Origin of the sequence: Salipiger pentaromativorans (assembly GCF_024721115.1) — a bacterium.
In the GTDB taxonomy this organism is placed as follows: domain Bacteria; phylum Pseudomonadota; class Alphaproteobacteria; order Rhodobacterales; family Rhodobacteraceae; genus Salipiger; species Salipiger pentaromativorans.
In genome coordinates, this window is sequence record NZ_JAMDHK010000001.1 from 114,534 (window position 1) to 138,048 (window position 23,515).

General features: G+C 66.2%; 20 protein-coding genes. 8 read left to right on the plus strand and 12 right to left on the minus strand.

Going from position 1 to position 23,515, the window contains the following annotated elements:
* Positions 1-24 precede the first annotated feature (24 nt).
* Positions 25-237 carry a hypothetical protein gene (locus M4578_RS00540; protein WP_258091482.1) on the minus strand — a complete coding sequence of 71 codons (213 nt, stop codon included), beginning with the start codon at positions 235-237 and terminating at the stop codon, positions 25-27.
* A 460-nt stretch (positions 238-697) separates the two neighbouring features.
* Between M4578_RS00540 and M4578_RS00545 the strand changes: the two genes are divergently transcribed.
* Both M4578_RS00545 and ilvN read left to right on the plus strand, forming a co-directional pair.
* Positions 698-2,452, plus strand: a complete 1,755-nt coding sequence (locus M4578_RS00545; protein ID WP_258091483.1) for an acetolactate synthase 3 large subunit — start codon at positions 698-700, stop codon at positions 2,450-2,452.
* 105 nt (positions 2,453-2,557) lie between these two features.
* Complete coding sequence (ilvN, locus tag M4578_RS00550) at positions 2,558-3,121, plus strand: acetolactate synthase small subunit (RefSeq protein WP_258091484.1); 564 nt, start codon at positions 2,558-2,560, stop codon at positions 3,119-3,121.
* 12 nt (positions 3,122-3,133) lie between these two features.
* On the opposite strand, the gene M4578_RS00555 is transcribed toward ilvN, so the two are convergent.
* Entirely contained in the window at positions 3,134-3,499 is a 366-nt protein-coding gene (locus tag M4578_RS00555; protein ID WP_258091485.1) for a cold shock domain-containing protein, read from the minus strand.
* A gap of 232 nt (positions 3,500-3,731) precedes the next feature.
* On the opposite strand from M4578_RS00555, the gene M4578_RS00560 reads away from it, so the two are divergent.
* A complete protein-coding gene (locus M4578_RS00560) occupies positions 3,732-4,550 on the plus strand; it encodes a helix-turn-helix domain-containing protein (RefSeq protein ID WP_258091486.1) in 819 nt (272 codons plus the stop codon).
* 10 nt (positions 4,551-4,560) lie between these two features.
* On the opposite strand, the gene M4578_RS00565 is transcribed toward M4578_RS00560, so the two are convergent.
* Positions 4,561-5,367, minus strand: a complete 807-nt coding sequence (locus M4578_RS00565) for a DUF2189 domain-containing protein (RefSeq protein WP_258091487.1) — start codon at positions 5,365-5,367, stop codon at positions 4,561-4,563.
* 93 nt (positions 5,368-5,460) lie between these two features.
* The gene (locus tag M4578_RS00570; RefSeq protein ID WP_258091488.1) at positions 5,461-5,886 is read right to left on the minus strand and encodes a nuclear transport factor 2 family protein; all 426 of its coding nucleotides are present in this window, start codon (positions 5,884-5,886) and stop codon (positions 5,461-5,463) included.
* Positions 5,887-5,984: 98 nt separating this feature from the next.
* Here M4578_RS00570 and M4578_RS00575 point away from each other — a divergent pair, with 98 nt between their 5' ends.
* The gene (locus M4578_RS00575) at positions 5,985-6,809 is read left to right on the plus strand and encodes a LysR family transcriptional regulator (RefSeq protein ID WP_258091489.1); all 825 of its coding nucleotides are present in this window, start codon (positions 5,985-5,987) and stop codon (positions 6,807-6,809) included.
* 82 nt (positions 6,810-6,891) lie between these two features.
* Here M4578_RS00575 and prfB read toward each other — a convergent pair whose 3' ends face one another.
* From prfB to M4578_RS00595, 4 genes are all read right to left on the minus strand, one after another.
* Positions 6,892-8,013 carry a peptide chain release factor 2 gene (gene prfB / locus M4578_RS00580; protein WP_258091490.1) on the minus strand — a complete coding sequence of 374 codons (1,122 nt, stop codon included), beginning with the start codon at positions 8,011-8,013 and terminating at the stop codon, positions 6,892-6,894.
* Between the two features lie 213 nt (positions 8,014-8,226).
* Positions 8,227-10,764 (minus strand): penicillin-binding protein 1A, encoded by a 2,538-nt coding sequence (locus M4578_RS00585; RefSeq protein ID WP_258091491.1) that lies wholly within the window; start codon positions 10,762-10,764, stop codon positions 8,227-8,229.
* 103 nt (positions 10,765-10,867) lie between these two features.
* Complete coding sequence (locus M4578_RS00590; protein ID WP_258091492.1) at positions 10,868-12,079, minus strand: N-acetylmuramoyl-L-alanine amidase; 1,212 nt, start codon at positions 12,077-12,079, stop codon at positions 10,868-10,870.
* A 142-nt stretch (positions 12,080-12,221) separates the two neighbouring features.
* Entirely contained in the window at positions 12,222-13,367 is a 1,146-nt protein-coding gene (locus M4578_RS00595; protein ID WP_258091493.1) for a pyridoxal phosphate-dependent aminotransferase, read from the minus strand.
* Between the two features lie 56 nt (positions 13,368-13,423).
* Here M4578_RS00595 and M4578_RS00600 point away from each other — a divergent pair, with 56 nt between their 5' ends.
* Together M4578_RS00600 and M4578_RS00605 are read left to right on the plus strand one after the other, a co-directional pair.
* A complete protein-coding gene (locus M4578_RS00600; protein WP_258091494.1) occupies positions 13,424-14,758 on the plus strand; it encodes a M48 family metalloprotease in 1,335 nt (444 codons plus the stop codon).
* Positions 14,759-14,807: 49 nt separating this feature from the next.
* Positions 14,808-15,581 carry a DsbA family protein gene (locus tag M4578_RS00605; RefSeq protein WP_258091495.1) on the plus strand — a complete coding sequence of 258 codons (774 nt, stop codon included), beginning with the start codon at positions 14,808-14,810 and terminating at the stop codon, positions 15,579-15,581.
* Between the two features lie 4 nt (positions 15,582-15,585).
* On the opposite strand, the gene M4578_RS00610 is transcribed toward M4578_RS00605, so the two are convergent.
* From M4578_RS00610 to hemA, 4 genes are all read right to left on the minus strand, one after another.
* Positions 15,586-16,938 (minus strand): sensor histidine kinase, encoded by a 1,353-nt coding sequence (locus M4578_RS00610; protein ID WP_258091496.1) that lies wholly within the window; start codon positions 16,936-16,938, stop codon positions 15,586-15,588.
* Positions 16,939-16,942: 4 nt separating this feature from the next.
* Positions 16,943-18,073 (minus strand): flavodoxin-dependent (E)-4-hydroxy-3-methylbut-2-enyl-diphosphate synthase, encoded by a 1,131-nt coding sequence (ispG, locus tag M4578_RS00615; RefSeq protein ID WP_258091497.1) that lies wholly within the window; start codon positions 18,071-18,073, stop codon positions 16,943-16,945.
* Positions 18,074-18,211: 138 nt separating this feature from the next.
* Positions 18,212-19,828 (minus strand): helix-turn-helix domain-containing protein, encoded by a 1,617-nt coding sequence (locus M4578_RS00620; protein ID WP_258091498.1) that lies wholly within the window; start codon positions 19,826-19,828, stop codon positions 18,212-18,214.
* Between the two features lie 360 nt (positions 19,829-20,188).
* Positions 20,189-21,412, minus strand: coding sequence for a 5-aminolevulinate synthase (gene hemA / locus M4578_RS00625; protein ID WP_258091499.1), 1,224 nt, complete (start codon positions 21,410-21,412; stop codon positions 20,189-20,191).
* A gap of 303 nt (positions 21,413-21,715) precedes the next feature.
* Here hemA and M4578_RS00630 point away from each other — a divergent pair, with 303 nt between their 5' ends.
* The gene (locus M4578_RS00630) at positions 21,716-22,048 is read left to right on the plus strand and encodes a 5-aminolevulinate synthase (RefSeq protein WP_258091500.1); all 333 of its coding nucleotides are present in this window, start codon (positions 21,716-21,718) and stop codon (positions 22,046-22,048) included.
* A gap of 74 nt (positions 22,049-22,122) precedes the next feature.
* Positions 22,123-23,496, plus strand: a complete 1,374-nt coding sequence (locus tag M4578_RS00635) for a M20/M25/M40 family metallo-hydrolase (protein WP_258091501.1) — start codon at positions 22,123-22,125, stop codon at positions 23,494-23,496.
* The last annotated feature ends 19 nt before the right edge of the window (positions 23,497-23,515 follow it).

Here is a 23,515-nt window from a genome sequence, read left to right on the forward strand (position 1 = left end):
GCCCACCGCCCCCCGATGAAAAGCCTAGATCAGCGGCCCCGGCTCAGCGGCCTTGTCGCAATCCTGCAGCAGCGCCGGGATGGCCTCGAAAGGCAGCATCATGCCGCTTGCCATCTCACCGCGGCTGTCCTGCACCGCGCCCAGAAGCTGCACCAGCGCCAGAAGCGCAAGCAGCAGTCCCGCCCTCACCATGGTGAAATCGCGGGCTGTCCGGCGAAGTGTTCGATAAATGGCCATGTCACCCTCCCTCGGCGAAAACTGAACCGTTAGGTTCACCTTGCCCCGAAACCATGTTTCACGCAATTCACGAAGCCGCGCGCACCGCCGAGACGGGCCACTCACGGCTCCGCCATATGCGCCGCAAATGAGTGAGAGATGCTGTCCTATTTCGAAAAACCCGGAAATTCTTTCCGAAAATGTCCCATATCCTCTCCCGAAAGACATTTTCGAAAACATATTCCCGCGCACCGATGAATATTTTGCGAAATCCAAGGTTGACGCCCCTGCCCCATGCTCCTAAGGTCCGCCGCGCACAAGAAGGAGTCACCCCAGTGGCACGGCTGGTACTTATCGTAGGAAAATGGCGCATGGGCCGGTAACTCGGAACCATAACGGATCCCCATGCGCCCCCGACATCCTCGGGGGCTTTTTTATTGCGCAGCAAAAATGTGAATGACGTCGTAAACGGAGACACGCGATGACACGTCAGATGACCGGAGCGAAAATGGTGGTTCAGGCCCTGAAGGATCAGGGTGTGGACACGGTATTCGGCTATCCCGGCGGCGCCGTTCTACCCATTTACGATGAGATCTTTCAGCAGAACGACATCCGCCACATCCTCGTTCGCCATGAACAGGGCGCGGTGCACGCTGCCGAAGGCTATGCCCGCTCGACCGGCAAGGTCGGCGTCGCGCTTGTCACCTCGGGACCCGGTGCGACCAACGCCGTCACCGGGCTCACCGATGCGCTGATGGATTCGATCCCGATCATCGTTCTGTCCGGTCAGGTTCCGACCTTCATGATCGGCTCGGACGCCTTTCAGGAGGCCGACACCGTCGGCATCACCCGCCCCTGCACCAAGCATAACTGGCTGGTGAAGGACACGGCCAACCTGTCCTCGGTGATCCACCAGGCGTTCCACGTCGCAAGCTCGGGCCGCCCCGGCCCGGTTCTGGTCGACATTCCCAAGGACGTGCAGTTCGCCAGCGCGGAATACACGCCCAAGCCCAAGGCGCCGGTCGGCCATTACCAGCCGCAGGTCAAGGGCGACATGGAGACCATCACCCAGCTGGTCGAGGCGCTGGAAAACGCCGAGCGCCCGGTCTTCTACACCGGCGGCGGCGTGATCAACTCCGGCCCGGCGGCAAGCCAGCTCCTGCGCGAGCTGGTCGATGCCACCGGCATTCCGATCACCTCGACGCTGATGGGGCTCGGCGCCTACCCGGCCTCGGGCAAGCACTGGCTGGGCATGCTGGGCATGCACGGGCTTTACGAGGCCAACCTCGCGATGCATGGCTGCGACCTGATGATCAATATCGGCGCGCGGTTCGACGACCGGATCACCGGCCGCATCGACGCGTTCTCGCCGAAGTCGAAGAAGGCGCATATCGACATCGACCCGAGCTCGATCAACAAGGTGATCAAGGCCGACCTGCCAATCGTCGGCGACGTGGCGCATGTTCTGGAAGACATGCTCAAGGTCTGGAAGGCGCGCGGCCGCAAGGTCAACCGCGAGGGGCTGGCGAAATGGTGGCGGCAGATCGAGGAATGGAAACAGGTCAACTGCCTGAAATACAAACCCTCCGAGACCACCATCAAACCGCAATATGCGCTGGAACGGCTGGAAGCGCTGACCAAGGGCATGGACCGCTATATCTGCACCGAGGTCGGCCAGCACCAGATGTGGGCGGCGCAGTTCCTGGGCTTCGAGGATCCCAACCGCTGGATGACCTCCGGCGGCCTGGGCACCATGGGCTACGGCACCCCCGCCTCGATCGGCGTGCAGGTGGCGCATCCCGACGCGCTGGTGGTCAACGTGGCGGGCGAGGCCTCGTGGCTGATGAACATGCAGGAGATGGGCACGGCGGTGCAGTTCCGCCTGCCGGTCAAGCAGTTCATCCTCAACAATGAGCGGCTGGGCATGGTGCGTCAGTGGCAGCAGCTGCTGCATGGCGAGCGCTATTCGCATAGCTGGTCCGAGGCGCTGCCCGATTTCGTCAAGCTCGCCGAGGCCTTCGGCGCCAAGGGCATTCTCTGCAAGGATCCCAAGGATCTCGACGATGCGATCATGGAGATGATCAATTACGACGGGCCGGTGATCTTCGACTGCCTGGTCGAGAAGCACGAGAACTGCTTCCCGATGATCCCGTCGGGCGAGCCGCATAACAAGATGCTGCTCGGCGATGCCAAGGCCACGAACGCGATTGCCGGCAAGGGTGCCGTGCTCGTCTGACGCTCTGGAGAGCAAGAATTTTCGTCCGAAAATTCTTGCTCCCTCCCCTGCCCATACGAGAATTTTCGAACGAAAATTCTCGGTTCCGACCGGAAAGGAATGCCCATGTCCGCGCTACAGATCAAAAAAGGGTCGAGCAAGCATTCGGCCTACAACCTGCGCCCGACCTTCTCGGATGTGCAGGAATCGCACACGATCACCGTGCTGGTCGAAAACGAACCGGGCGTGCTGGCCCGGGTCATCGGCCTGTTCTCGGGCCGCGGCTACAACATCGACAGCCTCACCGTGGCCGAGGTCGACCACGAAGGCCATCTGAGCCGCATCACCATCGTGACCACCGGCACCCCGCAGGTGATCGAGCAGATCAAGGCCCAGCTCGGCCGCATCGTCTCGGTCCGCGACGTGCACGACCTGACCGCCGAAGGCAGCTCGGTCGAACGCGAACTGGCGCTGATGAAAGTCGCCGGCACCGGCGACAAGCGCGTCGAGGCGCTGCGCCTCGCCGATATCTTCCGCGCCAATGTGGTGGATTCGACGCTGGAGAGCTTCATCTTCCAGCTCACCGGCGCACCCGAAAAGATCGACGCCTTCGCCGATCTCATGCGCCCGCTCGGTCTGGTGCAGGTGGCGCGCACCGGTGTGGCAGCCCTGGCGCGCGGCCAGGACTGACGCCGGCGCGCCTCAGGAGGCTTGCAGCGTCTCCACCAACATCCGCTGGCCGGGGAACGGGACGATGTTCCCCGCCGGACGGATCCCGGCCGGGCGCGGCGCGCCCGCGCCCCTGCCCCGATCCGCGGAGCGCAGATTTTGTGCCAGCCCGGCATATTGCTGATGCGCCAGACGCTCGGGATTGCGCGCATAGCGCAGGTTGTGCTCCTGCTTGAGATCGAATTGTATCAGATCCCCGGCATCCAGAGACAGACCGTCATGCGCGCTCACACCCGTGTCGTGATAGAACGCAAGATCGCCGTGGTCTTCGCACCAAATAACAGCTTTCTGATCTCTGTGGTCGGCCCAAAGCACAACCCCATACATCTTCTGTGACATTGTCACGCCCTTACCGTTCCGTCTGACACAGGGTTGCGCATTTCCTGTCGCCCGCACATGTGGAGAAAAGTGTCTTCGGGTTGCAATTTGTGACCATTACGCTATGAAGTGGCGCGATTGGGCGTCACATGTGACGTCAATCAGCATCAGTTCCGGTAACCCGTGCACCCCACGACCCCAATAAAGGCGGAAAATCCCGCCGGAAGAGCCCCGCTGGCGGGAGAGGAACGGAATGACCAAAGACCTGCGCCGAGACGATCTGCAACCAAGCCCGGCTGAGCTGCGCAGCGTCTTCGGCGCCAATCTACGACGTCTGGGGCGCGATGCCCCGTCGATCTCGGCTCTCTGTCGCGATCTTGGCATAAACCGAACGCAGTTCAATCGTTATCTCGCGGGCGAGAGTTTCCCGAGGCCCGACGTGCTGCACCGGATCTGCCGGTTCTTCGGCGTCGATGCCCGGATTCTGCTCGAACCCGTCGAGAAAATCCGCAACCAACCCAATGCCTTGCTAAGCCACCCCTTCATTTCCGACTTCATCGGCGCCGGCATGACCGGCCTCGCCGAAGACGAGTTCCCGTCGGGGTTCTACCGCTTCTCGCGAGCGGCGTTTTCCGAGGAAAACCGCTTTGTCGTCGGGCTTGTCCGGATCAGCCGCGATGACGGCTTCACCTTCCTGCGCGGGTTCGAACCCAAGGAGGCGCTGTCGAACCACGCCATGCCGACCGACCCGCGCACGCGGGAATTCCGCGGGCTGGTGATGCCGCAGGCCGAGGGGCTCGCAATGCTGGTGAGCCGCCGCGACGCGGTGACCACCTCGTTCAACTACCTCGCCCGGATGCCCGCGCTCGCAAAGACCTACTGGGTCGGCTACACCGTGCGCACCACGCAGGAAAACCCCACCGGACGGCGCGCGGCGCGGCTGATCTACGAATATCTCGGCCGCGACACCAAGCAGATCCTCACGGCAGCGCGCAGCGCGGGCTATGCGAATGCCGAGGACCTCGTGCCCTTCCACCGCAAGCAATTGCGCATCGACGAACCCTTCGTCTGAGCCCCCGGGCTCAGACGGTCACCGGCGCGCCCGCGGTCTGCGGCGCCGCGCCGGTCTTGAGCAGGTCGTACAGATGCCAGGTGGCGTGGCCGAGCAGCGGCAGCGCCAGGAACAGCCCCAGAAACGCCGGCAGCATGGCCAGAAAGGTCACCGCCGCGATGAAGAAGGCCCAGGCGAACATCACTGCCGGGTTCCTGGCGACATATTGGAACGAGGTGATCATCGCGGTGACGAAGTCGATCTCGCGGTCCAGCAGCATCGGCAGCGCCAGCACGGTGATCATGTAGAGCAGCGCCGAGAACCCCGCCCCCACCGCCGATCCCACCGCCAGCATGGTCAGCCCGTTCATGGTCAGGAAGACCTCGTAGCTCGACGAGACATTGGTCATCACCGAGAGCCCGAGGAACAGCGCAAAGATCATATGCGCAAGAAAGAACCAGAACAGGAAGACGATCACGATCACCGCGCAGATCGAGGGAAGCTGGCGCTTCGACTGCCGCAGGATGACGCTGAAGATCTGCATCCAGTCCAGCGGCGCCCCCAGTTGCAGCCGCCGGCTCACATCGTAGAATCCGACAGCGGCAAAGGGCCCGAGCAGCGGAAAGCCGATGGCGGCCAGGACCAGCCAGTAGCTTTGCCCGGTCACCCAGGTGATCCAGCTCATCGCCAGCCCGGCCAGCACATAGAAGCCGGAAAAAACCAGGGCAAAGCCCGGCGCCCGTTTCAGATCGGCCACGCCCCGGCGCAGCGCTTCCTTCAAGGTGGCGACCCCCACCTCTGCCAGCGGGGGCACCCCCGGCTCCGGCATCACGGTCATCCCAGCCCTCCCTTTGGTCCGACCTCTCCTCTGGGGAGAAGTCTAACCCGGGAACCGGGGACGCGCGCAAGAGATTTGCGCGCGTCCTGGATTTCAGACAGCCATGGCGTCGGCCAGCGCCGCCGTATCCTCGTAGAAATGATAAAGCACCAGCCTGCCTGCCCGCCATTCGGTGACCAGCGCCCAATCCGACGCAAAAGGCTTGCCCGTGGCCCGGACCCTGTGGCGTAGCTGCCCGAACAGGCAGGCATGCGTGTCATCGCCGAAGCCGGCGGCAATCTCGAACGCCTGCGGTTCGAGCAGCGTGCCGAAGCGACCGAAAAACTCCGCCGCCCCCTCCGGCCCGGTGAACCGGCCGAACATCGGGTTGGCGTCCGAGGCTTCGGCCCGGGCGGGGATAAGCTGCGCCTCCGGCGCGACCATCTCAAGCGCCCGCGCCATGTCGCCGGCAAAGATATGGTCGATGAACCGGCGCGCCAGGGTTTCGGCCGGGGCGGCAGGATCTTTGACATCCAGCATGAGAGCTTTCCTTTCTGTCTGAACGACGCCAAGGATAGAGGGGAGAATTTTCACCGAAACCTGGGATTTTCTCCCAGTCATGGGGAGAAAACGACCGGATGAACTGGGACGATCTGACCGTCTTTCTGGCGCTGATGCGGCAGGGTTCCCTGTCGGGGGCAGCGCGCGAGATCGGCGTCGAACACGCCACGGTCGCGCGCCGGGTGGACCGGCTCGAACGCGCCCTGGCCCTGAAGCTCTTCGACCGCCTGCCGCGCGGCTGGCACCCCACGGCCGAGGCCCGGGCGCTGCTGCCCGAGGCGGAAGAGATGGAGCGCGCGGCGCAGAGCTTTGCCCGCCGCGCGCGCGGCGCGGATGCGGGCGGGCCGGTGCGCATCTCGGCCCCGCCGCAGTTCCAGGCGCAGATCCTGGTGCCGCTGCTCCCAAACCTGCGCGCGGCGCATCCGGATCTGTCGATCCGGCTCGATGGGCTGGCGGCCCGCAGCAACCTGCAAAGCGGCGAGATCGACCTCGCCCTGCGGGTCGGCGCCCCCGAGGGCCAGACGCTGCGCGCCCGCAAGCTGGCCGAGGTCGCCTATCGCCCCTATCGCGCGGATGGCGTTGCCACGGAGGCGGTGATCCGGCCCGAGAAAAGCGCCGGCGAGGTCTTTGCCTGGGCGCGCGACTGGGCCGAGGACCGTGCGGTGGCGCTCTATACCGGAGACGTGCCAAGCATGCTGGCGGCGGCGCGGGCCGGGCTGGGGATCGCGGTCCTGCCGGTCTTTCTTGCGCGTCCCGCAGGGCTGCTGCCGGTGGGCAACGCGGTGCTCACCCGTCCGCTCTATCTGGTGCTGCACGAAGACAAGGCGCGCAGCCCGCGCATCCGCCGGATGGCCGAGGCATTGGCCGACGCCCTGCGCGGAATACGGTCGGAGCTGGTCTAGGCGCAGCGTTCCGCACCGCCGGCCCCGCCCCCCGAAGACCGTCAAACGCGCGCCGTGCCGGGAAAACCCGGGCGTCCCGGCCCTATTCCGCCTGCGCGTCCGCGCGCGATTTGCCGGAGGCCTGCTGCGCCAGCGTCGCCGCCATGAACGGGTCGAGATCGCCGTCGAGCACCCCTTGCGTGTCGCTGGTCTCGTGGCTGGTGCGCAGGTCCTTCACCATCTGGTAGGGTTGCAGCACGTAGGAGCGGATCTGGTTGCCCCAGCCCGCATCGCCCTTGGCTTCGTGCTGGGCGTTGATCTCGGCGTTCCGCCGGTCCAGCTCCATCTGATAGAGCCGCGATTTCAGCGCCTTCATGGCGATGTCGCGGTTCTGGTGCTGGGATTTCTCCGACGAGGTCACCACGATCCCGGTGGGGATGTGGGTGATCCGCACCGCCGAGTCGGTGGTGTTCACGTGCTGCCCGCCCGCGCCCGAAGAGCGGTAGGTGTCGATGCGGATGTCGTTCGGCGCCACGTCGATCTCGATATTGTCGTCCACCACCGGATAGACCCAGACCGATGCAAAGGAGGTCTCGCGCGTGCCCTTGCCGAAGGGCGAGATCCGCACCAGCCGGTGCACGCCGCTTTCCGATTTCAGCCAGCCATAGGCGTTGGGGCCGGAAATCTTGTAGGCCACCGATTTGATCCCCGCCTCGGTGCCCGCTTCCTCCGATTGCAGCTCCACGTCATAGCCGCGCTTCTCGGCCCAGCGGACATACATGCGCTGCAACATCTGCGCCCAGTCGCAGGCCTCGGTGCCGCCGGCGCCGGCGTTGATCTCGAGGAAGGTGTCGTTGCCGTCCGCCTCGCCATCCAGCAGCGCTTCCAGCTCCTTCTGGCCCGCCTTCTCGGCCAGCGCTTTCAGCGCCGTCTCGGCCTCGGAGACAACCTCCTCGTCCTCTTCCATCTCGCCCAGCTCGATCAGCTCGACATTGTCGGACAGCTCCTGCTTGATCGAATTGTAGGTCTCCATCGCATCGACCAGCATCTGCCGGTCGCGCATGAGCTTCTGCGCCGCCTGCGGATCGTCCCACAGGTTCGGGTCCTCGACCCGCGCATTGAACTCCTCGAGCCGGTGCGGCGCCGTCTCCCAGTCGAGCCGCTGGCCCAGCAGGTCGAGCGACTTCTCGATCTTGTCGACGGTTTTCTGGGTCTCGGCGCGCATGAGAGGCTCTCTTCGGCAAAACAATGGTCAGGCGGACATAAACCAGCGCCGCGCGCCCTTCAAGCGCCCAGCCCCTGTCTTCATCTTTCCAGACAATACTCCCGCCGGAGGCACTGTCGGATCCGCAGGATTTTTTTTGAGTATTTTCAGAAAGATGAAAGGCAGAGACGCCTCGCGCCCCGTAGGGTGGGCAATCCTGCCCACCTTCCCGCGTCAGTAAAGCCCGCCCGAGCTGAGCGTGCCGAAACCCGCCTTCGGGCCCACCACGGCCTTCTTGCCGGTCGAGGTGGTCACCTGGCGCGCCTGGGTGCTGCCATCGGGGCGGATCAGATCGAAATTGCCGGTCATTGCCCAGCCGCCATCGAGCTGAATGCCGAAGATCGGCTCTTCGCCGCGGCGGAAACATTCGGCCACCACATTCGGCCCCGACGCGCCGGCGCCAAGCCGGGCCCCGGTGAAGCGGTCGATATTGATGAATTCGCAGGCCTCGGGCACCTTGAACCTGCCGCCGCCGTATTTCTTGACCGCCTCGGTCATGAAGCGCTGGAACACCGGTCCGCACATGCCGCCGCCCGAGGCGCCCCGCCCCAGCGACTGCGGCGTGTCGTAGCCGATGTAGCAGCCGGCGACGATGTTCGAGGTGAAGCCCAGGAACCACACGTCCTTGGCGTCGTTGGTGGTGCCGGTCTTGCCGGCGGTGGGCACCGGCAGATTCACGGTCTTGGCGGCGGTGCCGCGCTCGACCACGCCCTGCATCATCGAGGTGAGCTGATAGGCGGTCACCGCGTCCATGATGCGTTCGCGATTGTTGCGGATGGTCGGGCCGCGCCCCGGCGGCAGGTTCGGATCGGCGCAATCCTCGCAGACCCGCTCGTTGCCCTTGGCGCTTTCGTGGTTGTAGATCGTGCGGCCGTAGCGGTCCTGCACCCGGTCGACCAGCGTCGGCTCCACCCGTTCGCCGCCATTGGCGAACATCGCATAGGCCGAGATCATCTTGTAAAGCGTGGTCTCGTCGGCACCGAGCGCATTGGCCAGAACCCGGCCCATGTGATCGTAGACGCCGAATTTCTCGGCGTAGCGCGCCACCGTGTCCATGCCGATCTCCTGCGCGAGACGGATGGTCATCAGGTTCCGCGACCGTTCGATCCCGGTGCGCAGCGGCGTCGGGCCGTAATAGGTGTTCGAGGCGTTCTTGGGCCGCCACACCCCCTGCGGCGTGTCGATCTCGATCGGCGCGTCGATAATGATGGTCGAAGGCGCATAGCCGGAATCGAGCGCCGAGGCGTAGACGAAGGGCTTGAAGGACGAGCCCGGCTGGCGCTGCGCCTGGGTGGCGCGGTTGAAGACCGAATCCTGATAGGAGAAACCGCCCTGCATGGCGATCACCCGGCCGGTATTCACGTCCATCGCCATGAAGGCGCCCTGCACGCGCGGCACCTGGCGCAGCGTCCAGCGGATGAAGCTGTTGTCGTTATCGGCCACCATCTCACGCACGAGCACCACGTCGCCGCGCTCGAAATTGTCGCGAAAGCTGCCGCGCATCCACGAGATGTCCTTGCGCGGCACCGAGGTGCCGCGCGGGTCGTCGCTGGCCACATCCTCGATGCCCAGCCGCATCGACTGGTCGCCGACCTCCAGTACCACCGCCGGCAGCCACTTGCTTTCGAGGTCGATGTCGCGGGCGACCGGCACCTCGGCCAATGCCGCGCGCCAGGTCTCTTCGCTGCCCAGCCTGTCCTCGGCGATGGTCTTGCCGGTGCCGTGCCAGCGGCCCAGGCTGCGGTCGTATTGCTCCAGCGCGATGCGCAGGCTCTTGGCCGCCTCCACCTGCATTTCCGGATCGAGCGTGGCGCGCACGCTGAACCCGCCGGAAAAGAACTCGCCCTCGCCGAAATCCTGCGAGAGCTGGCGGCGGATCTCGTCGGTGAAGTAATCGCGCGGCGGCAGCGATTTCTGATAGGGCTCGTAATCGCCGTTCTGCACCGATTTCAAGGGCTGAGCGACCTCGGTCTCATAGGTCGGCTCGTCGATATAGCCGTTCTCCATCATCTCCTTCAGCACGAAGTTCCGCCGCGCGAGCAGCCGGTCCTTGCGGCGGACGGGATGGAAATCGGAGGGCGCCTTGGGCAGCGAGGCCAGGGTCGCGGCCTCGTGCGGGGCCAGCTCGGACAGGGTCTTGTTGAAATAGACCTGCGCGGCGGCGGTCACGCCATAGGAGTTCTGGCCGAGAAAGATCTCGTTCAGATAAAGCTCGAGGATCTTGTCTTTCGAGAGCGTCTTCTCCAGCCGCGAGGCCAGGATGATCTCCTTGATCTTGCGCTCTGCCCGGCGGTCGCCCGAGAGCAGGAAGTTCTTCATCACCTGCTGGGTGATGGTCGAGGCGCCGCGCACGTCGCGCCCGCGCGAGCGCACCGCGTCGATGGCGGCGGCGGCGATGCCACGGATGTCATAGCCCTGGTGGGTGTAGAAATTCTTGTCTTCCGCCGAGATGAAGGCCTGTTTCACCAGATCGGGGATCTGGTCGGCGGGGGTGAAAAGCCGCCGTTCCTGGGCAAATTCGTCGATGACCCGGCCCTGCTGCGAATAGATCCGGCTGATCGTCGGCGGGGTGTATTGCGCGAGGCTCTCGTGGCTCGGCAGGTCGCGGCCGTACATCCAGAACACCGCGCCGATGGTCAGCGCGACCATCATCGCCCCCAGCGTGATCACGCTGAAGATGCCGCCGAAGAAAGACAGAATAAACCGAGTCACGCAGGAAGCCCTTCCAGATTGCCGTTCCTCTTATACCCCGGGGGCACGGCGGTCAAAACACACGCGCGCGTGACAGCGACGGATCGCCGGTTGACGCAACGTCTCATTGCCGGCGCAGCCGCGCCAGCGCCGCATCCTCGATGGCCCAGGCCGAGATCCCGTCGCGCAGCCCCGCCGCCATGCCCGCGCGCCAGGCCGGATCCGCGAGGTTCTTGAGATCCGCCTCGGTCGACAGGAACCCGACCTCGACCAGCACCGAGGGGATGTCTGCCGCCTTCAGCACCGAAAATCCCGCCCGGCGCAGCGGCCGCTTGTGGACATGACCCACGGCGTTCTCGATCCCGTCCACCAGATGGCGCGCCAGCGACAGGCTGCGCGGCGTGTTGTCGAGACGGGCGAGGTCGAGCAGCACATTGGCCACCCGGTCGTCCGAGCCCGACAGATCGAGCCCGGCGAGAATATCGTCGCGGTCGTGACGCTCGGCCAGCGCGGCCGAAGCGGCGTCCGAGGCGTCCTCGGCCAGCGTGTAGACGGTGGCGCCATGGGCGACCCCCTCCTCGATCGCATCCGCGTGCAGCGACACGAATAGATCGGCGCGCGCCTCATGCGCCCGCGCGACCCGGCCTTCGAGCGACACGAAGACATCGTCGTCGCGGGTGAGCAGGGCGTCATAGCCCGCCCGGCGCAGCACATCGCGCAGCTCGCGGGCGAAGATCAGCATCAGGGCCGCCTCGCTCACCCCGGCGCGTTCGGCCCCGGGGTCGATGCCGCCATGGCCCGGGTCGAGCATGATGCGCAACGGCGGGCCCTCGGCGCGGCGCGGCGCGGGTGCGACGGCGGCGGGCCGGGGCAGATCCCAGCGCGGATCGCGCGGCACGCCCGAGGCGCGGGCCATCTCGTCGGCGCTTGCCGGGATCAGGCGCAGCGCCAGCTCGGCGCGGCCCGAGCCCTCGGTCACGCGCATGCCCGCCTCGCCGATCACCATGGGACCGGACAGCACGGCAACCAGCCGCGACCAGCCCGACCGGAACCCGCCCATGCGCAGCGCGCCCACCGCGTCCGAGCGGTCCATCGCCTCGGGATCGGCACCGGTCCAATCGACCTCGCGGAAATCCAGCACGAGACGGGCCGGATCGGTCAGGGTGAAGGCGCGCCAGGGCACGCCCTGACTGAGCGTGAGCGTCAGTTCGGCGCCGCCGCCCCAGCGCGCATCGGTCGCCGCGCCCTCTTCAAAGCGTGCGCGCCCGCCCAGCTCCTGCGCCACGGCGGCTCCGGCCAGCCAAAGCGCTGCCATAAAAAGGAAAATCCTGCTCATCCGCCCGTTCGATTAGTGTTTCGGGCAGCCTAGCACGGGCGCCGGAGATTCGCACCCCACGCCCCCCTCACAAGATTTTTCGTCCGAAAAATCTCTCCGCCGCCCGTGCCGAAGAGATTTTTTCCTGCGAAAAAATCTCGGGTCAGCCCCGCGCCGCCATGAAGCGGCGCAACCGGTCCAGACCTTCCTCGATCTCGGCGGTGCCCTGCGCGTAGGAGAACCGCAGCGTGCCCTTGCCGCGGTCGGGATCGAAATCCAGCCCCGGGGTCACCGCGACCCCGGCCTTGTCGAGGATCTCGGCGGCAAAGGCGTGGCTGTCCGAGGTCAGATGGCTCACATCGGCATAGACATAAAACGCCCCGTCCGGCGGCGCGATGCGGTCGAACCCGGCCTTGGGCAAGCCCTCCAGCATCAGGGCGCGATTGCGCTTGTAGACCGCGAGATTCGCATCCAGCTCCTCGCGCGCATCCAGCGCCGCCAGCGCCGCGACCTGCGCCGCGTGCGGCGGGCAGATGAAGAAATTCTGCGCCAGCCGCTCGACCTGCCGGATCTGCGCCTCGGGCACCACCAGCCAGCCCACGCGCCAGCCGGTCATCGAGAAATATTTCGAGAAGGAGTTGATCACGCAGACATCGTCCGACAGTTCCAGAGCCGTCACAGCGCGCTGATCGTATTCGATACCGTGATAGATCTCGTCCGACAGAAAGGCCGCCCCCGCCTCCTGACAGGCGCCGATCATCGCCCCGAGCTGCGCCCGGTCGAGCATGGTGCCCGTGGGATTGGCCGGCGAGGCCATCATCAGCCCCTGATAGTCCAGCCCCGCCAGATCTTCGGGCACAAGCTGATACCCGTTCTCCGCCGACGCCTGGACCTCCACCGGTTCCAGGTTCAGCGCCTTCAGGATCTGCCGGTAAGAGGGATAGCCCGGCCGCCCCGCCACGACCCGGTCGCCGGCATCGAACAGCGCGGTGAAGGCCAGGATGAAGCCGCCCGACGATCCCGGCGTCACCACCACGCGGGCGGGATCGAGGTCGACATCGTACCACTCGCCATAGAGCCGGGCGATGCGCGCGCGCAGCGCCGGCAGCCCCAGCGCGACGGTATAGCCCAGCGGGTCGGTCTTCATCGTCTCGGCCAGCACCGCGCGGGCCTGGGCGGGCGCCGGCGACGAGGGCTGTCCCACCTCCATATGCACGATGTGGCGCCCGGCGGCTTCGGCGGCGCGGGCCGCCTCCATCACGTCCATCACAATGAAGGCATCGACCGCCCCCCGGCTTGAGTTTCGCATCCCGCTCTCCCATGGTGGCCCGGATCTCCGATTACGGGCGATGCAAGGGAGGGTCAATGTCGACCGCTGCAAGACCGCTGGCCGTGCTGCTGATCGCCGCAACGCTGTTGCTGGTGGCAATGCCCGCGCGTGCCGTCAGCCTGCTGCGCGATGCCGACATCGAATATGCCCTGGGCGAACTCGCCGCCCCGGTGCTGCGCGCCGCCGGGCTCAGCCCGTCGCAGGTGCAGGTGCTGGTGGTGCATGACAGCAGCCTCAACGCCTTCATCGCCGACACCCAGCATATCTTCATCCATTCCGGGCTGATCATGAAGCTCGACAGCGCCGCGGCACTGCAGGCGGTGATCGCCCATGAGGCGGCGCATATCACCAACGGACATATCACCCGGCGGCTCGGCAATATGCGCAGCGCCCGCACCGCCTCGGCGCTGGGGATGCTGCTCGCGGCGGCCACCGGCGCCGCCACCGGCAACGGCGACGCGATGGCCGGCGTGCTGCTGGGCACGCAAAGCGCGGCGATGCGGAACTTTCTCGCCCATACCCGGGCCGAGGAAAGCTCTGCCGACCTCACCTCGATCCGCACCCTCATCCGCGCCGGCATCGACCCGCAGGGCGCGCTCGACGTGCAGGAGCTGTTCCGCGGCCAGGAGGCGCTCTCGTCCAGCCGGCAGGACCCCTACATGCTCACCCACCCGCTGACCCGCGACCGGTTGCGCGCGCTCAAGGGGCTGGTCGCCGCGGCCGGCGACAAGGCCCGCGACGATCCCGAGGCCGACTATTGGTTCGCCCGCACCCGCGCCAAGCTCTCGGCCTTTCTGCGCGCCCCGAACTGGACGCTGCGCCGGCTCGATCGCGCGCCCAGCCGCGACATCGCGCTGATGAGCGAGGCGGTGGCGCGGCACCGGCAATCCGATCTGACGCGCGCGCTGAAATCCATCGACGGCGCCATCGCCCTGCGCCCCCGCGACCCGTTCCTGCACGATCTCAAGGGCCAGATCCTGCTCGAGTCCCGCAAGGCGGGCCCGGCGGTGCAGGTCTATGACCAGGCCCGGCGGCTCGCCCCGCGCAACGCGCAGATCCTTGGCGGGCTGGGCCGCGCGCAGCTTGCCGCCGGACAATACAGCGCCGCCCTCCGCACGCTGGAAGAGGCGCGCGGCCGCGACTGGCGCGATTCGCGGGTGCTGCGCGACCTGGCCGTGGCCTATGCCAAGACCGGCAATCCCGGCATGGCCTCGGAGGCCACCGCACAGCGCTATGCGCTGGAGGGACGGCCGAAGGATGCGGGCATTCACGCCAAACGCGCGCTTGGCCTGCTGCCGCGCGGTTCCGCCCCATGGCGCCGCGCGCAAGACGTGCTAGATGCGGCGGAACGCGCCGCCAAGGCCCGCTGATCACAGGCCGGAAGGCCGACACCGGACAAGACAGACAAACGGAGATCCGATGCTGACCCGACTGACCCGCCCCGCCACCGCGCTCACCCTCGCCGCCGGGCTTTTCGCCTCGGTGCCTGCGCTGGCGCAGGATTTCGATTTCGAGGCCATGACGCCCGAGCAGCGCCAGGCCTTCGGCGCGCAGGTCCGCGCCTATCTGATGGAGAACCCCGAGGTGATCATGGAAGCGGTGGGCGTGCTCGAGGCCAAACAGGCCGAGCAACAGGCCGCCGCCGACGACCAGATCGTCGCCGACAATGCCGACGCGCTCTATCGCGATGGCTATTCCTGGGTCGGCGGCAACCCCGAGGGCGACATCACCATCGTGGAATTCTCCGACTACCGCTGCGGCTATTGCCGCAAGGCCTTTCCCGAGGTCGAGGAGCTGGTGAAAAGCGACGGCAATATCCGCCTGATCGTCAAGGAATTCCCGATCCTGGGCGACGCCTCGCTGGTGTCGTCGCAATTCGCCATCGCCACGCTGCTCGAGGCCGGCCCCGATGCCTACAAGGCGATGCATGATGCGCTGATCACGCTCGAGGGCGACCCGTCGGAGCCGGTGCTGCGCCGGCTGGCGGGCACGCTCGGTCTGGATGCCGATGCGATCATCGCCCGCATGTCGGACGAGGAAATCACCCGCCGGATCCAGGAGACCCGGTCGCTGGCCGCCCGGCTTCAGATCAACGGCACGCCGAGCTTTGTCTTCGGTGGCGAGATGCTGCGCGGCTACGTGCCGCTCGACGGGATGCGCCAGCTCGTCGACGAGCTCCGCTCGAAAGGCTGACCCCTCAGACCCGGTCCCTGCCCCGCCCGGATCCGGGCGGCGGCGCGGACAGGTTCTCCGGCCGGGCGGGCAGGTCGATCCAGACCTGCGTGCCCGCGCCATTGACCGACTCGAGCAGCAGTTCACCGTCGGATTGCTCGATGAACCCCCGCACCATCGGCAGCCCCAGCCCCGAGCCCCTGCCCCGCGGCTTGGTGGTGAAATAGGGTTCGAACACCGTCTTGAGCATATGCCCGGGAATGCCGCTGCCGCTGTCCGCGACACCGAAGCGCACGGCACCCCCGCCATCCTGCTGCGGTGCGGTCTGCGCGCTCAGGACGATCTCGCCGCCCTCGGGCATGGCGTCGCGGGCGTTGCAGATCAGCTCCAGCAGCGCCGCCTGGAACTTGGCGGGATCGACAAAGACCGCCGGCAGATCGGGCGCCAGCGCCAGCCGCAGCCGGTGTCCCGGCCCCACGAGACCCTGCGCGATCTCATGCACCGGGCCCAGCAGCCGCTCGGGGCGTTCCGAAACCGGGCTCAGATGCGCCTTGCGCGACAGGGTCAGCAACTGGTTCGTCAGCTCGGCACCGCGCCGCGCCGCAAGCTCCGCCTCGTTCATCAGCGCGTCGCGCTCGCCCGGCGCCTCGCTCAGCCGCGCCAGCTCCATATTGCCCAGCACAACGGTCAGCAGGTTGTTGAAATCATGCGCCACCCCGCCGGTGAACTGCGTCAGCGCGCGCTGCCGGTCGCGCTCGGTCTGCTCGGCAAGCCGTGCCTGTAGCTGTACCCGCGTCCCGCGCAGATCGCAGACCGCCTTCACGAAAAACAGATGCAAGGCCATCAGCGCCACGACCAGCGCCCAGCTTTCCGCCGCCCCCGGCGCCTGCCAGAGCACCCAGCCGACCCGCGCCAGAACGGTGAAGCTCTGCAATCCCAGGTCGATCCAGAGCGGCTCCCGCAGATGCGACCGCAGCGTGATCGCGTTCAGCGCCCCCGCCACCAGGAACAGCAGCGAGAAAATCCGCGCATCGGGCGTATCGAGCGTCCAGAGATAGAGGCCCGGCAGACAGAAGACCGCGCTGCCAAGGGCCTGGGTCACGAGAATGCGCCACATCAACTGGCGCGGCCCGGCATCCGGCAGGCTGCGCAATGCCGCGTAATGCAGAAGCTGCGCCGCCATCAGGCCGGCGAACCACCACAGCAGCAACGCACCGCCATAGGCGCGCCAATACAGCAGGCAGCAGACCCCCAGCAGCACGAAGCGCAGATAGCGCCCGCCGGCGAAAGGCTCTTCGAACCGCTTGATCTGGGCGTAGTCCAGCACATTCGGGACGGTCGGGGCGGTGCCAAGCAGCTTGCCGAGCCCGTCCGCCATCGGCTTATTCCGCCGCCTGGGCCCTGGCGGCCTGTGCCTCGATCTCCGAGGCCTTCTTCTCGACCTCCTCGACGATGTGGTCGATCATCTGATCGTTCGACATCTTGTGGCTCGCCTTGCCCGCCAGATAGACCATGCCGCTGCCGGCGCCGCCGCCGGTAAAGCCGACATCGGTCATCAGCGCCTCGCCCGGGCCGTTCACCACGCAGCCGATGATCGAGAGGCTCATGGGTGTCTTGATATGTTCCAGCCGCTTTTCCAGCGCCTCGACGGTCTTGATCACGTCGAACCCCTGCCGCGCACAGGAGGGGCAGGAGATGATGTTCACGCCGCGATGGCGCAGCCCGAGGCTTTTCAGGATCTCGTAGCCGACCTTGACCTCTTCCACCGGATCGGCCGAAAGCGAAACGCGCAGCGTATCGCCGATGCCCATCCAGAGCAGGTTGCCCAGCCCGATGGCCGATTTGATCGTGCCCGACATCAGCCCGCCCGCCTCGGTGATGCCGAGATGGATGGGCTTGTCGGTGACCTCGGCCAGCCCCTGATAGGCGGCGGCCGAAAGGAAGACGTCCGACGCCTTCACCGAGATCTTGAACTCGTGGAAATCGTTGTCTTCGAGGATACGGATATGGTCGAGCGCGCTCTCCACCATCGCCTCGGGGCACGGCTCGCCGTATTTGTCGAGCAGGTGCTTTTCCAGGCTGCCGCCGTTCACCCCGATCCGCATGGAACAGCCGTGATCGCGGGCGGCCGCGATGACCTCGCGCACACGCTCGGGGCTGCCGATATTGCCGGGGTTGATGCGCAGGCAGGCGGCGCCCGCCTCGGCGCTTTCGATGCCGCGCTTGTAGTGGAAATGGATGTCCGCGACGATCGGCACCGGACTTTCGCGCACGATCTCCTTCAGCGCCTTCGAGCTGGCCTCGTCCGGGACAGAGACCCGCACGATGTCGGCGCCGGCCTCGGCGGCGCGCTGCACCTGCGCCACCGTCGCCGCCACGTCGGAGGTGATCGTATTGGTCATCGTCTGCACGCTGATCGGGGCGTCGCCCCCGACGGGGACGTTGCCCACCATGATCTGGCGCGACTTGCGCCGCGCAATGCTGCGCCAGGGACGGATGGGGTTATGGCTCATGCCGCAAAGCTCCTGCTGAGGCGCTGATACGTTTCGGAAACGACTTTACCGCCCCGGCGGCGCCAAGACCAGTCACCGCCATGTGACATCTGCTGTGCAAGATGTGACGCTCCGGCCGCCCGCCGCGCGGGCGGCGGGTCAGTCGGCGACCGGCAGCCCGCCGTTCAGCTCGGCCACCACCCGCTCCAGATCCGCATCGCGCGCGGTATCCGCAACCTGATAGGTCTGCGTCAGGTGATCGACCGAGAGCGCCAGATTGGCGGTGACCGATCCGCGCGGACCGGCAGGACCGTAGGTCTGGCCGTTCACCGCGAAATAGATCGCCCCGGATTCGCCGACGCGCAGCGTGGCGGGATCCTCGGTGGCGGGCAGCTTGAACGTGTCGCCGGCGTTCATGATCGATTCGTAGATCACCGATCCGTCGGCGGCGCGCACCCGCACCCAGGCCGGGCGCACGGCGATCATCATCACCCCGGGCGCGCCGTCTTCGAGAACCTTGGGCATCGAGGGCGATGCCGGCACCGCCGCGAATTGGGTCATATCGGCCAGCACGCGCTGCAAATCGCCATCGCGCTGCGGATCTGCGGGCGTATAGGCGGCGTTCAGCAGTTCGGGCACCAGCGGCAGATCGCTGGTCACCGCACCGTTCGGGCCCACCGGGCCATAGGTCCGGCCGTTCATCGCGAAATAGACGGCGCCGGATTCGCCCACGTTGAGCTTGGCCTCGGCCTCGTCGCGCGGCACGGTCCAGGTTTCGCCCGCCGCCATCACGCGTTCAAAGATCACATCGCCCTCGGTGCCGCGCACCCGCACCCAGGCCGGGCGCACCGCAACCAGCGTCACCGCCCCCGGCAGCGCCGCAGAGGCCCCGGGCCGCTGCGGCGAGGGCATCTGTGCCAGCCGGCGCTCGGACCCGTCCGGCGCCATGACCGGCGAGGGCGCGGTCACGCCCCGCTGGGCAAAGGCGCCCACGGTTGCCGGGTCCAGCGAAGAGATCGGCGCATCCCGCGCAATCAGCACCGGCACATCCAGCGCCTGCGGACGATAGAGACGGTCCATCGCCTCGGAGCCGGGCGGCGAGAACGCCCCCACCCCCTCGGCCTGAGCCACATCCTCGGCGCCGGTCTCGTCCTCGACGGGCAATGCTGCGCCGTCCAGCGGATCCAGCTCGCTCAGCACCACCGGGGTCTGATCCACCGGGGCGAGCTGCACGCGCTGCACCTCGCGCAGAACCGTCCAGCCGCCATAACCGATCCCGCCGATCAAAGCGATCAGCACCAGGACCGAGCCGATGGCGCCGGGTTCGATCCGCGACAGCACCGAGTCTCCGGACGGAGCGAACGGCAGGCGCGGCTGTTCGAACGGGTCGCGCGCCGCGGGGCGCGGCAGGTCGCCCGGATGCGGCTTGCGGATGGTCGAGGCCTTTTCCGACATGCCATGCGCCACGGAGAACCCGCTTTCGGCGCAGAACTGCTGGAAACACTCGTCCGGATCCATCCCCAGATACCGAGCGTAAGAGCGGACATAGCCGGCGATGAAGCCCGGCGTATCGAATGCGGAAGGATCGCAATTCTCGATGGCGGCAATATAGCTCGCCTTGATGCGCAATTCGCGCTGCACGTCGAGCAGGGATTTCCCCATGGTCGCACGTTCGCCGCGCATCACGTCGCCAAGACGCAGCGCGAAATCGTCAAAGCCGCGCGGCCCGTCTTCAGCCACCTCTTCCGGCTTGCGTGTGGATTTCCGCCCGATCATGCGCTCAACCCAGTTACCGATGTCCCAGTCTGCCTGCCCACTTCACGCTTTCGCGATTCGCGCTGCGTGTTTTATTGATACAACGTTAGCACATCACAACCCGTTTTACAGGGTTTCCAAGGGGCATGAGCGTGGTTCTGCGCAGCCGCCCCCGTCTTGCCCTGGATCGTGCAGGCCGCGCCCGTTTCAGAGCGTCTTTCCCGAACCCGTTCATATGTCACGCGAATCCCCTTCCCTCTTTCGCCCTTCCCGGGCCGCCGCCGCCCCGGCCCTGTTGGAGACCGGATAGAAAAAACCTCCCGCGGTCTTTCGCGGGAGGTTTCGAAACGGGCAGGACACGCGCCCCGGCGCGGGCCGTGATCAGGCGCTCAGTTCCTGACGGTTGAGCGCGCAATGCGACCACAGCTCGTCGATGGCGCGGATCAGCTTGTCCATCTCGTTGGGCCCGTGCACCGGCGAAGGCGTAAAGCGCAGACGCTCGGTGCCGCGCGGCACGGTCGGGAAGTTGATCGGCTGGACATAGATGCCGTAACCGTCGAGCAGCATGTCGGAGAGCTGCTTGGTATGCACCGGATCGCCCACGATCAGCGGCACGATATGCGAGCCGTGGTCGATGATCGGCAGCCCCATGCCCTTGAGCCGGGTCTTGAGGATATTGGCCTGGGTCTGATGCTTGTCGCGCAGCGCCTGGTCGGTCTTCAGATGCGCGATCGAGGCCGCCGCCCCCGCCGCCACCGCCGGCGGGATCGAGGTGGTGAAGATGAAACCCGGCGCATAGGAGCGGATCGCGTCGCACATCTTGAACGAGGCCGCGATATAGCCGCCGAAGACGCCGAACGCCTTGCCCAGCGTGCCGTTGATGATGTCGATGCGATGGCTCAGCCGGTCGCGCTCGGCCACGCCGCCGCCGCGGGGCCCATACATGCCCACCGCGTGCACCTCGTCGAGATAGGTCAGCGCGTTGAACTCGTCGGCCAGGTCGCAGATTTCCTTGATCGGGCCGAAATCGCCGTCCATCGAATAGACCGATTCAAAGGCGATGAGCTTGGGCGCCTTGGGATCGTCGGCCTCGAGCAGCTCGCGCAGATGCGCCAGATCGTTGTGGCGGAAGATGCGCTTGGCGCCGCCGTTGCGCTTGATCCCCTCGATCATCGAGGCGTGGTTCAGCTCGTCGGAATAGATGATGAGCCCCGGAAACAGCTTCGGCAGGGTCGAGAGCGTCGCGTCGTTGGCGATATAGGCCGAGGAAAAGACCAGCGCCGATTCCTTGCCGTGCAGATCGGCGAGCTCGGCCTCGAGCCGCTTGTGATAGACCGTGGTGCCCGAGATGTTGCGCGTGCCGCCCGAGCCGGCGCCGGTGGCGTCGATGGCCTCGTGCATGGCGGCCAGAACCACCGGGTGCTGGCCCATGCCCAGATAATCGTTGCCGCACCATACGGTGATCGGCTGTTCGCTGCCATCGGGCTTGCGCCAGGTGGCGTGGGGGAACTGGCCGTTCTTGCGTTCGATGTCGATGAAGGTGCGGTAACGCCCCTCTTCATGCAGGCGGTTCAGGGCTTCGTCGAGCTTCGCGGTGTAGTCCACCGTGGTCTCCTCCTTCATCTTCGGGCCACGTCGTTTTCCGGGCTGCGTGGCGTCTCTGCGGCTGTATACATCCGCATTCAGGTTCGTGAATGGATAACGCTCACACATCTTTCTGTCCACGGTTTAGAAAGAGACTAAGAGTCGCGGCCTTGATTTGCATCAAGACTTTCGGCGCGGGTCGGCCAAGTCAGGTTTCCCATACTCGTCAGCCGGCGCCGATAGGCGCATCTTCACCAGGTCTCATTCCTTTCGCCGCGCGGCGCTTTTCCGTCTTGCGGTCCAGTCATTATTTCAGGCTTTTCCATGCCCTCTGCGCTTTCCATCCTGCCCCCTTCGCCCTTGCTGATCCTTGGCACCGCCATCGGCTACGCGCTTGCCACCGTCGGCATGAAGCTCGTCTCTCAAGGGCATACAAACCCCGGTATCCTCTTGGCCGGGCTTGGCTTTCTTGCCGCCTTTGTGGCCAAGATCCTGCTCATGCGGCGGGCCGATCTTTCGGTCGTCTATATCGCGATCATCGCCGCGGAAACGCTGCTGGTGATGCTTTACGCCTCCTGGATCGGCGAGGGGCTCAGCCTGCGGCAGACGCTCGGCGCGCTGATGGTGCTGGCGGGGCTGGCGGTGGTGGCGGTGTGACGCCCGGGCGCTCTGGACAGTCGGGGCGGCGCTGCTAGGCTCGCGCCGAAATGATCCCGAACAGGAGCCCCTCCATGTCCCTCGACGCCGTTCTTGCCCGTATCGACACCGACCTGCCCGCCGCGACCGACCGGCTGATCGAGCTTTTGCGAATCCCTTCGATCTCCACCGATCCGGCCTTCAAGGCCGAGTGCGACCGCGCGGCGGATTGGCTGGTGACCGATCTGCAATCGCTGGGTGTAACGGTCGAGAAACGCCCCACCCCCGGCCATCCGATGGTGGTGGGCCATGTGGACGGCCCCGGCCCGCATATCCTGTTCTACGGCCATTACGACGTGCAACCGGTCGATCCGCTGGAGCTCTGGGACCGCGATCCGTTCGATCCCGCCATCGAGGAGACCGCCAAGGGCAAGGTCATCCGCGGGCGCGGCTCTTCGGACGATAAGGGCCAGCTCATGACCTTTATCGAGGCCTGCCGGGCGTGGAAGGCGGAATACGGCACCCTGCCCTGCAAGATCACCTTCTTCCTCGAAGGCGAGGAGGAATCCGGCTCGCCCTCGCTGGTGCCCTTCATGAAGGAGAACGCCGAGGAGCTGAAAGCCGATCTCGCGCTGATCTGCGACACCGGCCTCTTCCAGTCCAAGGCGCCCGCGATCATGACCATGCTGCGCGGGCTGCTGGGCGAGGAGATAACGATCACCGGCCCCGACAAGGATCTGCATTCGGGCATGTATGGCGGCGTCGCCATGAACCCCGCCCGCGTGCTGACCCGGATCCTGGGCGGGCTGTTCGACGATCACGGCGTGATCCAGGTGCCCGAGTTCTATGACGGCGTGCCGGTGCTGACCGAGGAGCTGAAGGCACAATGGGAAGGGCTGGGCTTCGATTACGACGCCTTCCTCCAGGATGTGGGCCTGTCGATCCCCGCGGGCGAGGACAGCGTCACGCCGCTCGAGATGATCTGGGCACGTCCCACCGCCGAGATCAACGGCATCTGGGGCGGCTATACCGGCGACGGGTTCAAGACGGTGCTGCCCTCCAAGGCGCATGCCAAGGTGAGCTTCCGCCTGGTGGGCACGCAGGATCCGCAGGCGATCCGCAAGAATTTCCGCGCCTGGGTCGAGGCGCAGCTCCCCGCCGACTGCAAGATCGCCTGGACCGATCATAGCTGCTCGCCCGCCTCGCAGATGTCGACCGAGCATCCCGCCTTCGAAGCCGCGCGCATGGCGCTCTCCGACGAATGGCCCGATCCGGCGGCCTATGCCGGCTGCGGCGGCTCGATCCCGATCGCGGGCTATTTCAAGACCATCCTGGGCATGGATGCGATGCTGGTGGGCTGGGGCAAGGACGACGACCAGATCCACTCGCCGAACGAGAAATACGACCTCGAGAGCTTTCACAAGGGCATCCGGAGCTGGGCCCGGATCCTGGCGGCGATGAGCGCCTGAGGCGCTTGCCCAAAAACGA

Excerpts from the sequence above, each read along its gene's own strand:
- M4578_RS00540 (WP_258091482.1), bottom strand. The coding sequence starts at position 237 with ATGGCCATTTATCGAACACTTCGCCGGACAGCCCGCGATTTCACCATG.
- M4578_RS00545 (WP_258091483.1), top strand. The coding sequence starts at position 698 with ATGACACGTCAGATGACCGGAGCGAAAATGGTGGTTCAGGCCCTGAAG.
- ilvN (WP_258091484.1), top strand. The coding sequence starts at position 2,558 with ATGTCCGCGCTACAGATCAAAAAAGGGTCGAGCAAGCATTCGGCCTAC.
- M4578_RS00555 (WP_258091485.1), bottom strand. The coding sequence starts at position 3,499 with ATGTCACAGAAGATGTATGGGGTTGTGCTTTGGGCCGACCACAGAGAT.
- M4578_RS00560 (WP_258091486.1), top strand. The coding sequence starts at position 3,732 with ATGACCAAAGACCTGCGCCGAGACGATCTGCAACCAAGCCCGGCTGAG.
- M4578_RS00565 (WP_258091487.1), bottom strand. The coding sequence starts at position 5,367 with ATGACCGTGATGCCGGAGCCGGGGGTGCCCCCGCTGGCAGAGGTGGGG.
- M4578_RS00570 (WP_258091488.1), bottom strand. The coding sequence starts at position 5,886 with ATGCTGGATGTCAAAGATCCTGCCGCCCCGGCCGAAACCCTGGCGCGC.
- M4578_RS00575 (WP_258091489.1), top strand. The coding sequence starts at position 5,985 with ATGAACTGGGACGATCTGACCGTCTTTCTGGCGCTGATGCGGCAGGGT.
- prfB (WP_258091490.1), bottom strand. The coding sequence starts at position 8,013 with ATGCGCGCCGAGACCCAGAAAACCGTCGACAAGATCGAGAAGTCGCTC.
- M4578_RS00590 (WP_258091492.1), bottom strand. The coding sequence starts at position 12,079 with ATGAGCAGGATTTTCCTTTTTATGGCAGCGCTTTGGCTGGCCGGAGCC.
- M4578_RS00595 (WP_258091493.1), bottom strand. The coding sequence starts at position 13,367 with ATGCGAAACTCAAGCCGGGGGGCGGTCGATGCCTTCATTGTGATGGAC.
- M4578_RS00600 (WP_258091494.1), top strand. The coding sequence starts at position 13,424 with ATGTCGACCGCTGCAAGACCGCTGGCCGTGCTGCTGATCGCCGCAACG.
- M4578_RS00605 (WP_258091495.1), top strand. The coding sequence starts at position 14,808 with ATGCTGACCCGACTGACCCGCCCCGCCACCGCGCTCACCCTCGCCGCC.
- M4578_RS00610 (WP_258091496.1), bottom strand. The coding sequence starts at position 16,938 with ATGGCGGACGGGCTCGGCAAGCTGCTTGGCACCGCCCCGACCGTCCCG.
- ispG (WP_258091497.1), bottom strand. The coding sequence starts at position 18,073 with ATGAGCCATAACCCCATCCGTCCCTGGCGCAGCATTGCGCGGCGCAAG.
- M4578_RS00620 (WP_258091498.1), bottom strand. The coding sequence starts at position 19,828 with ATGATCGGGCGGAAATCCACACGCAAGCCGGAAGAGGTGGCTGAAGAC.
- M4578_RS00630 (WP_258091500.1), top strand. The coding sequence starts at position 21,716 with ATGCCCTCTGCGCTTTCCATCCTGCCCCCTTCGCCCTTGCTGATCCTT.
- M4578_RS00635 (WP_258091501.1), top strand. The coding sequence starts at position 22,123 with ATGTCCCTCGACGCCGTTCTTGCCCGTATCGACACCGACCTGCCCGCC.